This is a genomic window from Bacillus hominis, assembly GCF_018332515.1.
In the GTDB taxonomy this organism is placed as follows: Bacteria; Bacillota; Bacilli; order Bacillales; family Bacillaceae_G; genus Bacillus_A; species Bacillus_A hominis.
Genome location: NZ_BOQD01000321.1, coordinates 1 through 9,657 on the forward strand (window position 1 = coordinate 1; position 9,657 = coordinate 9,657).

The following is a 9,657-nucleotide window of genomic DNA, read 5'->3' on the forward strand; positions in this document are numbered from 1 at the left end:
GAAAGGACAATACATATTACATTTGACTAATATGTATTGTCCTTTCTTTTATCTAACTTTTTTAAATTTTGGTCTTGAATTGTATTTCTTAATAAAATTTCACTACATCTTCAGTAGGTAAGAATGTTCTTTCTCCTGGCTCTTCATTTGGCTCACCAAATGGCATTTGTCCTACTAAGCTCCACTCTGCTGGAATGTTCCAAGTTTCTTTTACTTCAGCATCTACGATTGGATTGTAATGTTGTAATGATGCGCCAATTCCTTCAGCAGATAATAACATCCATACAGTATGTTGCAACATTGCATTTCCTTGATGAGACCAGAATGGGAACTGATCTTTATATAATGGTGCATTTTCTTGCATTTTTTCTACTGTAGCTTGATCTTCAAAGAATAGAACTGTTCCTACACCTGCATGGAAACCTTTTAGTCTTTCTACAGTCGCTTCAAAGTTTTCTGCTGGTACGCGTGATCTAAGCGTTTCTTTTACGATATCCCAAAACTTTTCATGCTCTCCATCCATTAATACGACCATACGGCCACTTTGCATATTGAAAGACGTTGGTGCATGTAAAGCAGTTTTTAAAACTTCTTCAATTCTTTCTTTCGTAATTGCATCATTTTTTGTTACTTTACGAATTGAACGGCGGTTCACAATTGCTTCTTTTAAGTTTGTTGTAGTTGCTGACATTTTAATTCCTCCAAATGTATGTTTTTTTATTTAAACAAATCAATTCGATTCTTTCATGCAAAACGAATTAGCAATATCCATCCGTATTACATTGCATTCCCTCAAATGAATTTGTTTTATCCTTTTCGATTTCTTTATCAATTACTCTTTCTAGCGTTTCTTTACTAGCAAGCCCTTGAATGACTTCATCACCAATCATGACAGTTGGTACCGCCATAATATTCGCTTCATCATATGCGTGCTGAATTGCTGCTTGATGTTTTTCTTTATATTTTCGAGTTACTAAAGCATCTTTAAATTCAACTTCAGGAAGCCCTACTTCTACCGCCAATTTTGTTAGAATATCAATATCCTCAATGTTTTGTTCTTCTTGGAAAAATGCGGTGAATACGCGGTGATGATACTCATTTCCTAGTCCACGTTCTTTCGCAAATTCACATCCTTCGAAAGCTAAATGTGTATATGGATGCGGTGAAACACGTGGTAAGCGCATTTCAATTCCTAATTTCTTCGCTGTAGGAAGGATGAAAGCATCCCATGAACCTAACTTTTCTGGTTCGTTCCAAGGATCTATTTTAGAATATGGACTTGGACGTAATTCAAATGGCATCCATTCAATTTCTACGTCTTTCTCTTTCGCTACTTCATCTAATGGACCTTTTGCTAAAAAACAAAATGGACATATAAAGTCTGAGTATACTTTCATTTTTACAGTCATAATTTTTACACCTTACCTTTATAGTTGTAATAATTGTAGTTACATTAATGATAAAAAAATATAAATATTATTTAAGCATTCATTTTCTCTTGCAAAGTTTCAAACAACTGCCCCATCGTAATATTTCTCAAAACTTCTTCCATTGCGGATTGTGCTTGAATTAATATAACTTCTAACACCACTTGAATCTTTGCTCCAATTGGACAATCTGGATTTGGTTGTTCATGAATGTTAAATAGTTTGTCTTCTTCTACTACATTCACTGCATGATACACATCTAACAATGTGATTTCATGTAAATCCTTTAATAATCCCGCGCCACCCGGCCCACGATTTACGTAAACAAATCCAGCCTGTTTCAAGTAAGACATTATTTTACGAATGACTACCGGATTTGTATTTACACTTTCGGCCATATAGTCCGAAGTACAAAGTGAAGATGGATTGTTTTTCAAAATCGATAAAATATGAACAGCTATAGAAAAGCGGCTACTAATTTTCATCTTGATCACCACCCTGATGTAATCATTATAGTTACAACAAAAAGATAAGTCAATCCTTTTTGCAGATTTTTTAAAGCAAATAAAAAAGATGTCTCATTACATTATATGAGACATCCCTTCTTACTCTGTAAACAACTCTTGGAATTCTTCAATAAATAACTGAACAGCAAGTGAAGCTTCCTTTAATGAAGGAACAGCTAAAGCAATCTCTCGCCATACTTTCGGCTCCAATTCTCGCGTTTGCACGTTCTTTGGTAAATTCGTTAAAGATAATTCAGCTAATATGGCAATGCCTAATCCTTCTTGAATCATATTTAATGATGTAGTAACGGTCGAAACCGCATACTCAACTCGAAGTGGCACGTTTGCTTGTTTGAACATGTCAATAATCGGCGGTTCATATCCACCTTTAAATAGTATAATCGGTTCGTTCTCTAAATCACTTATCATAATAGAACTTTTCTTACAAAGGGGATGATCTTCCCTTAATACTACAACCATCTTCCCTTTCGTGACTGGGACTATTTCCATATCTTTATTTGGCAAAATAACAATTCCAATATCAATGACCCGTGATAATAGCCAGTCCTCTACTTCTTTAAGCGCCCCCTCACAAAGAACTACTTCTAAATTCGGATACTTTTCACGAAAGATATTAATCATTTTCGGTAAAAAATATGCCGAGGCACTCGGAAAACTCCCGATTCGAATTGTTCCGACTTCATGCCCTTTCTCCATCGCCACTTCTTGTTCAATCTTCTCAACGCCGCTTAAGATTTCTCTAATATGTACAAGAATTCTACTTCCAACATCCGTAACGATTAGCCCTTTTCGTTTATCGCGTATAAGAATGGTAACTCCTAACTCTGACTCAATGCTTGAAATCGCATGACTTACAGCTGGCTGCGTCATATTTAACATCCGGGCAGCCTTCGTAAAACTCCCTAACTCAACTGTTTTTATTAAAACTTGAAGTTGTGTAATGGTCATAACTAATCACTTATACTCCTTATAAAAAAGATTCATTTTATTTATCATAGTCGATATCATATCATAGTGAAATGAATGACAACAAGGAGGTCTTACAGTGATACAGCTTTCTCGAACTAAGACGGCCATAATCCTTACCTTTCTCGTTATTATGTGGGGAATTAATTGGCCGTTATCAAAATTCGCTCTGCATTACACACCACCCGTACTCTTTGCAGGGATTAGAACATTAATAGGAGGATTTATCCTACTTATTTTCGCATTACCGAAATACAAAGAGTTACATTTAAAAGAAACTTGGCATTTATACTTTATTTCATCTTTACTCAATATTATTTTATTTTACGGACTACAAACTGTCGGACTTCAGTATATGCCCGCCGGACTCTTCTCCGCAATCGTATTTCTCCAACCAGTTTTACTCGGCATTTTCTCATGGATTTGGCTTGAAGAGGCAATGTATGGCTTGAAAGTTTTCGGACTTATTCTTGGATTTATCGGTGTAGGGGTTATTAGCTCTAGTAGTTTAACTGGACATATTTCTATTATCGGTGTTCTACTTGCTTTAGGGTGCGCTATTGGCTGGGCACTTGGCACAGTATTTATTAAAAAAAACGGCCACCGCGTTAATGCCATTTGGATGGTAACACTTCAGCTTATTATCGGCGGACTTTTCTTAATCGGATTTGGTTCAGAATTTGAAAGCTGGTCTAGTATCGCTTGGAGTATTCCATTTGTTAGTGTGCTACTCTTTATTTCGTTCTTTGTTATTGCAATGGGATGGCTCGCTTACTTCACACTTGTCGGAGCTGGTGAAGCGAGTAAAGTTGGGGCTTATACATTCCTTATCCCTCTTATTGCTATTATTGTAAGTTCAATTTTCTTACATGAGGCCATTACAATTAGCTTATTCATCGGACTTTTATTTATTGTGGTAAGTATTTGTTGTGTAAATATAAAGCCGAAAACACTTGCTGTAAGGCAGCAAGTTGAAGTGAAATAAATACGAGAAAGAGCCTACTGCTTGTAGGCTCTTTCTTATATCTTACTTTTTACGACGTACTACAAAAACACACGTACCAATCGACGATAAAATCGCCAAAATAGATAAGACAATTGCTATCGTTTGCATATTACTTGTACTTTCATTCTTTCCTACACTAGATACTTCTCCATGTTCTCCAGTTAAGGACGTACCTTTTGCAATCGTAGTAAGTGAATGTGGTTTCTCAGCTTTCTCATCGCCTGTCCATTCAACAATTTCTCCATCTTTATATTGTTGATATGCATCCCAAGCTATTTTTTGTTCTTTATCTGGATTTTTAGCAACGAAAGTAAACCGTTGGAACTGACCAGGTAAAATCCCCTCTCCTGTTGCTTCCCATATTACCGTTTTAACTTTTCCAGCCGCATCTTTTTGTTCTTCTACTTTCCATCCTGGCACTGGTTCATACTGTTGAAACTCGACGCCAGCTGGTATTTTCAGTGTGACTTTTGTCGTTGCCATATTTTTTTCAACTGGCACCTTTATCGTGTAAGTCTCCCAAGAGTTAACATCCGAAGTTGCTGGTTTTACAGTTACGTGAGCACTAACAGGTAACGAAAAGATTCCCATTGCAATTATTGTTGCGATCATTGTTGTTCCTAATTTTTTTATATGCTTCATTTTCTATTAACTCCTTTTCATACATAGCTTCTTTTTATCTGCCACCTACAATAAATTTATAATCTGTATCGAAGCTATCAAGAGATTTTGTTAATCCATGAACATGTATATTCCAGTTTCCTGTCATGTTAATATACATGCCTTCCGCTTCATATTCTCCCGGTGAAACTGCCGAAACTTTAAATGAGCCTTTTCCCATATTCATATCTAACGATTGAGTCGTCAATACAATTTGTTCCATATCATTAACAGGCTGTCCATTCTCATCCTTCAAAGTAATATGAAATGTATTCTGTCCTACCTTATTAGGACTTACATGCAAAGTAAGTTCGTATCCATTATCTAATTGTTTACTCTCTGTAAAAGGTCCAGTAGGAGGCATCGGCGGTGTTTGTATGTTTGTCATAAAAGCTACGATTACGAAAACGATAATTCCAATGATAAACTCTACTTTCACGGTAGCTCCTAATCCTTGCTGCGCTCGCATTTTCCCTTTCACATAATGAACAATTCCCAATATCCCCATACAAACGAATAAAAGTATCTTTGTTAATAATGCTAATCCGTACTTCGTATCAAATAGGGAATGAATCGTGGGAATAAAAAATGTACTGTTAAAAAGACCTGTTAATAAAATTACTATGACAGCACCTGTTGCCCATGGTGAAAAACGCTTAATTGCATCCCAATACATAGTCCACTTGTCATCCTCTTTACGTAAAAGCAGAATAATTGATGATAGACCGCCAATCCATAACGAAGCTGCGAATAAATGTAGAAAGTCCATAACAACAGCAATGTCTTTAAACTTCAAACCAAATGCGTGACTATTAAATGCTTTCATAACGAGTAACCCAATAAACAGTAATATTGGAATGCTCCATACTTTAAACGATGAAAGCTTCTCACGCTTCACCGCAAAATATGTAATAATTATAAGCGTACTAATAAGAGCCATTTGAGTGATCCATACATAACCAAAAACAGATAGTTGCAATGTTTCTTTTAATAATAGTGGATCAAATGCTTCTAACCACGAAACATCAGCATTTATTTTCGCTTGCAATGGTAGATTGAATAGTAAGCTAATGAATATACCAATTAATGATATCCATATTATTCTCTTACTCCTTGAGTGAACTTCTATTGCATTCCCTTTATATATAATAAGATTAAAGAATAGAACTCCTAAAAATAGTGAGAAACTTGTATATAGAACCCCGCGTTCCATAATCATATCGATTTGCGGGACATACCCCATCTCTTCTACTTGTACATCGTCTGCTCCCGCTTCTGCTAATCCAATACGGAATGGAATAACTCCTTGAATTGGATGTCCATCGGCTGAAATAGCTTTCCACTGAATAGAGTAGAGACCATTTTTGAGATTCTCTTTTAACCCAGCTTCTAATAATTTTTTGTTTTTCTTATCAATATGAGCATCTTTTAAATCTACTCTTTTACCTGAGGTATCTCTTACGAACAATGTATTAAAATGTGAAACTTGTATATCCTCATCAAATTCAATCTTCACGACAGTTGGTGCTTTCTTCAACGTTTCATTTTCAGCAGGATTTGATTTCACAACATACGCATGAGCAGACGCGCTTTTTGGTATCAATATAATAAGCACACATGCTATTAATAGCCATGCCCCTAACCTTCTCATTACTTTCACACTCATTTCACTTCTTTCTTCTTCATCGCTACACTTTCATTACTTTATACTTCCTAGTTTGATTTTCTGACGAAATATTAACCTGATTAAGTATAAATTTCCATACAATATGATACTTAATTTCTACCCACCTTTGAACTACTAATATAATAGTAACTACTCTAATTGAAATAACTTATATTTTTAAAGTCGATTGTAATTATATCATAAAATATATTTATGTAAGTTCCCTAAGAAGAAAAGTTCTCGTGAATCATTTGTGAAGAAAATGTGAAATACATAAAGTGAAACTTTAATCAGTGGGGCTTTTACAGGCAGTCATTCTCCCACTTAAATTCCTCGCATTCGCCGACCTTTGAGGTGGGAGTCTAACTGCCCACAAATAGCGGGATAAATAAAAAGGCGTTACATTATCACGTAACACCTTTTTAAAAAATATCCTTCTTCTATTTCTCTTCCGGATAATCACAATACTCAATGATTGTACCCTCTGTATCCGCTGGGTTAAGATAAATTAATCTTCTACCGTGCTTATTAATTCGAAGTGTATGCTCTAATGTTCGAATTCCTTGTTCTTTCAATTCCTCTAAAGCTACATCTAAATCATCTACACGATATGCAACGTGATGAACACCTTTCCCTTTTTGTTTAATAAATCGTGCTATTGGAGATGTCGTATTATTCGTAGGCGCCAGTAATTCAACTCTATCACCATCTACTTCAAGAATGGCTACTTCGCTTTCCACACCTGGTGCCTCACTTACGTAACGATCTATTAAAGTTCCTAACAATACCTTTTCATAAAAACGTATCGTACTATCTATATCACGAACTGCGATTCCGATATGATCAATTGTTTTTTTCATGTACTTTTCCCCTACTACTTTATTTTTTCTATCCTTATCAATAGTAACAAAAAAAGTTATAGAATCAAAAATTCTATAACTTTTTTCTTTAACCTATTTTCTTATCCGCTCTAGCTGCTGGTTGAACTTGATTTTTCACTTTTAAAACGCTAATGCCATATCCGATAAATCCACCGATAATCGCTGGGAAGATCCAGCCTAATCCTACTTCCTGCATCGGAAGGAATTTAGTGAACACTTGGCTTACTACTTCAATGTTAACTCCAGCTGCACTTAATCCATCGAATAAGCTGATGATAAATGTTACGATTAAACTCACTTGATAAACTTCAGCTCTTCCTTTAAATAGTGAATGGAAGAATGTTAAGAAAATCAATACAATTGCTAGTGGATAAATTGCTGTTAATACTGGTACAGAAACTGCGATTAATTGTGTTAATCCTACGTTTGCAACAATTGCACTAAATACACATAGCGTGATTGCGATTGCTTTGTAAGGAACATTTGGGAATAACTTATGGAAGAATGAAGAACATGCTGATACAAGTCCCACACTAGTTGTTAAACAAGCAACTGTAATCATTAACCCTAATAATACTCCGCCATATGATCCGAAATAGTAGTTAGAAACTTTTGCTAATACTTCTCCGCCGTTCTCTAAATGTCCAAGCTTCGCAACACTTGAAGCTCCCATATAAGAAAGAGCTGTATAAATAATTGCTAAAATAGATGCTGCAATGATTGTCGCTTTTGCACAAACGACCATAATTTGTGTTTTCGTTTTTGCACCTTTTTCTTTAATTGCATTAATGATGATGATTCCGAATACGAATGATGCAAGCGTGTCCATCGTTAAGTATCCTTCTTGGAACCCTTTAAAGAATGCATGTGATGTATAGCCTTCAGCCGGTGCTTGCATATCGCCAATTGGATGAATAAAAGCAACGATTACTAAAATACCGATGAATGTTAATTTAATTGGCGTTAATATTTTTCCAACAATATCGACAATTTTCGCAGGATTTAGCGAAAAAAAACAAGTGATGCTAAAGAATATAATTGTAAAAATAATTAACGGTGTAGAACCTAATCCCTCTGGCATAAACGGCTTAAGGCCAATTTCATAAGAAACATTTCCCGTTCTTGGTATTGCAAATAACGGACCGATCGCTAAGTATAAAACTGTTGTAAACACAATCCCGAATACTGGGTGAGCACGACCTGCCAATGACTGTAAATCGTCTTTACCCGAAAAACCAAATGCTAATACGCCTAGTAATGGTAAACCTACTCCTGTAACTAAAAATCCAGCGTTAGCAATCCATACATTCTCTCCTGCCGATTGACCTAGCATCGCTGGGAATATTAAATTTCCTGCTCCAAAAAATAGTGCAAATAACATTAATCCGATAACTACTATGAACGAAAACGGTACTTTATTCGCCATAATATAACCCCCATTCAAATTTCCTTATTTCATTTTCCAATTTTAACTAATTGAATTTTCTGAATATTTAATTTAAGTATCAACTATTCTTGAACTCATTATAGTTTGATATATAATATTTTGCAATACTATTTTCAAACTTTTCATTTATTTTATAAATATACATTTTTTAACATAGAAAACAGACTAAAAAACCAACATGGTCATCCATGTTGGTTTTTCCATTTACTATCATTAATTAAAATTTCGCAGCTACTTTCTTAACGTTCTCTAAACCTTCTTCAACAATTTGTTGTGAACGATCTGGATATTGATTGTGTCCCTCAATAACAACTGTTTCCGGATTTGTAATCCCCCAGAACCCAAGCACATTTGTTACATAATTAACTGCCATTTCCATAGGAGCCATTTGTTCTGAAGAGTAATCTGAACCACGAGCACCTAATACAACTACTTTCTTATCACCAGCTAAACCTTCTGGACCATTTGCTGTATATTTAAACGTTTTTCCAGCTTGAGAAAGATATGAAATATACGTGATTAATGGCGCTGGCACTGTAAAGTTCCATAATGGGAATGCAAATACAACTTTATCAGCTTCTAAAAACTGATTTAAATATTTATCTACCGTAGCAACGGCCTTCTCTTCTTCAGCTGTTAACTCCATTCCTTGACTACGTTTATATCCACCTGAAATTGCGATATTTCCGTAATAAGGAAGATCTAATGCAAATAAATCTAACTCTGCAATTTCTGTATTTGGGTTCGCTTCCTTATAAGCACTTACAAATGTTTCATACATTTTTGAACTAATTGCTTGCTCCGCTGGACGATCGTTTGCTTTTACAAATAATACTTTTGACATTGTTTTATTCTCCTCTACTTTCGTAATTTCTTCTTTTTTACCAAATAATGAGCTAAATAACCCCATTTTCTTCACCTAATCTTTCTTTTCATATTCATTATTCATCAGCATTAAAAATCTTATTCCAAGAAAAGGTTTCATCATAAATCGCTGAAACTATCTCATTTAAATACATTGTCTAAACTTTAAGTATAACTTTTTGTTATTTAATTACCTTATGTAAGTGAGTATAT

The 9,657-nt window shown here is 35.0% G+C and carries 10 protein-coding genes; 1 reads left to right on the forward strand and 9 read right to left on the reverse strand.

The window, feature by feature from the left end; all coding sequences use genetic code 11:
* Positions 1-88 precede the first annotated feature (88 nt).
* From KI356_RS23595 to KI356_RS23610, 4 genes are all read right to left on the reverse strand, one after another.
* The gene (locus KI356_RS23595) at positions 89-691 is read right to left on the reverse strand and encodes a nitroreductase family protein (protein WP_128281409.1); all 603 of its coding nucleotides are present in this window, start codon (positions 689-691) and stop codon (positions 89-91) included.
* Positions 692-758: 67 nt separating this feature from the next.
* The gene (locus tag KI356_RS23600; protein ID WP_212936633.1) at positions 759-1,409 is read right to left on the reverse strand and encodes a DsbA family oxidoreductase; all 651 of its coding nucleotides are present in this window, start codon (positions 1,407-1,409) and stop codon (positions 759-761) included.
* A 71-nt stretch (positions 1,410-1,480) separates the two neighbouring features.
* On the reverse strand, positions 1,481-1,912 hold the full coding sequence (locus tag KI356_RS23605) for an Rrf2 family transcriptional regulator (RefSeq protein WP_212936634.1): 432 nt from the start codon (positions 1,910-1,912) through the stop codon (positions 1,481-1,483).
* A 120-nt stretch (positions 1,913-2,032) separates the two neighbouring features.
* Positions 2,033-2,902, reverse strand: coding sequence for a LysR family transcriptional regulator (locus KI356_RS23610; RefSeq protein WP_128281411.1), 870 nt, complete (start codon positions 2,900-2,902; stop codon positions 2,033-2,035).
* A gap of 97 nt (positions 2,903-2,999) precedes the next feature.
* Between KI356_RS23610 and KI356_RS23615 the strand changes: the two genes are divergently transcribed.
* Entirely contained in the window at positions 3,000-3,905 is a 906-nt protein-coding gene (locus tag KI356_RS23615) for a DMT family transporter (RefSeq protein ID WP_212936635.1), read from the forward strand.
* A 42-nt stretch (positions 3,906-3,947) separates the two neighbouring features.
* Here the strand turns inward: KI356_RS23615 and KI356_RS23620 are convergent, their stop codons facing one another.
* The 5 genes from KI356_RS23620 to KI356_RS23640 form a co-directional block, all read right to left on the reverse strand.
* On the reverse strand, positions 3,948-4,568 hold the full coding sequence (locus tag KI356_RS23620) for a YcnI family copper-binding membrane protein (protein ID WP_212936636.1): 621 nt from the start codon (positions 4,566-4,568) through the stop codon (positions 3,948-3,950).
* A 34-nt stretch (positions 4,569-4,602) separates the two neighbouring features.
* Positions 4,603-6,252: a copper resistance CopC/CopD family protein gene (locus KI356_RS23625; RefSeq protein ID WP_212936637.1), complete on the reverse strand. Its 1,650-nt coding sequence runs from the start codon at positions 6,250-6,252 to the stop codon at positions 4,603-4,605.
* A gap of 440 nt (positions 6,253-6,692) precedes the next feature.
* A complete protein-coding gene (locus KI356_RS23630; protein ID WP_002118323.1) occupies positions 6,693-7,112 on the reverse strand; it encodes a VOC family protein in 420 nt (139 codons plus the stop codon).
* Between the two features lie 88 nt (positions 7,113-7,200).
* A complete protein-coding gene (gene brnQ, locus KI356_RS23635; RefSeq protein ID WP_128281416.1) occupies positions 7,201-8,559 on the reverse strand; it encodes a branched-chain amino acid transport system II carrier protein in 1,359 nt (452 codons plus the stop codon).
* A 238-nt stretch (positions 8,560-8,797) separates the two neighbouring features.
* Positions 8,798-9,490, reverse strand: a complete 693-nt coding sequence (locus KI356_RS23640) for an FMN-dependent NADH-azoreductase (protein WP_212936638.1) — start codon at positions 9,488-9,490, stop codon at positions 8,798-8,800.
* Positions 9,491-9,657: the final 167 nt, after the last annotated feature.

Coding starts and splice junctions, on each gene's coding strand:
- KI356_RS23595 (WP_128281409.1), bottom strand. CDS start 691: ATGTCAGCAACTACAACAAACTTAAAAGAAGCAATTGTGAACCGCCGT.
- KI356_RS23600 (WP_212936633.1), bottom strand. CDS start 1,409: ATGACTGTAAAAATGAAAGTATACTCAGACTTTATATGTCCATTTTGT.
- KI356_RS23605 (WP_212936634.1), bottom strand. CDS start 1,912: ATGAAAATTAGTAGCCGCTTTTCTATAGCTGTTCATATTTTATCGATT.
- KI356_RS23610 (WP_128281411.1), bottom strand. CDS start 2,902: ATGACCATTACACAACTTCAAGTTTTAATAAAAACAGTTGAGTTAGGG.
- KI356_RS23620 (WP_212936636.1), bottom strand. CDS start 4,568: ATGAAGCATATAAAAAAATTAGGAACAACAATGATCGCAACAATAATT.
- KI356_RS23625 (WP_212936637.1), bottom strand. CDS start 6,252: ATGAGTGTGAAAGTAATGAGAAGGTTAGGGGCATGGCTATTAATAGCA.
- KI356_RS23630 (WP_002118323.1), bottom strand. CDS start 7,112: ATGAAAAAAACAATTGATCATATCGGAATCGCAGTTCGTGATATAGAT.
- brnQ (WP_128281416.1), bottom strand. CDS start 8,559: ATGGCGAATAAAGTACCGTTTTCGTTCATAGTAGTTATCGGATTAATG.
- KI356_RS23640 (WP_212936638.1), bottom strand. CDS start 9,490: ATGGGGTTATTTAGCTCATTATTTGGTAAAAAAGAAGAAATTACGAAA.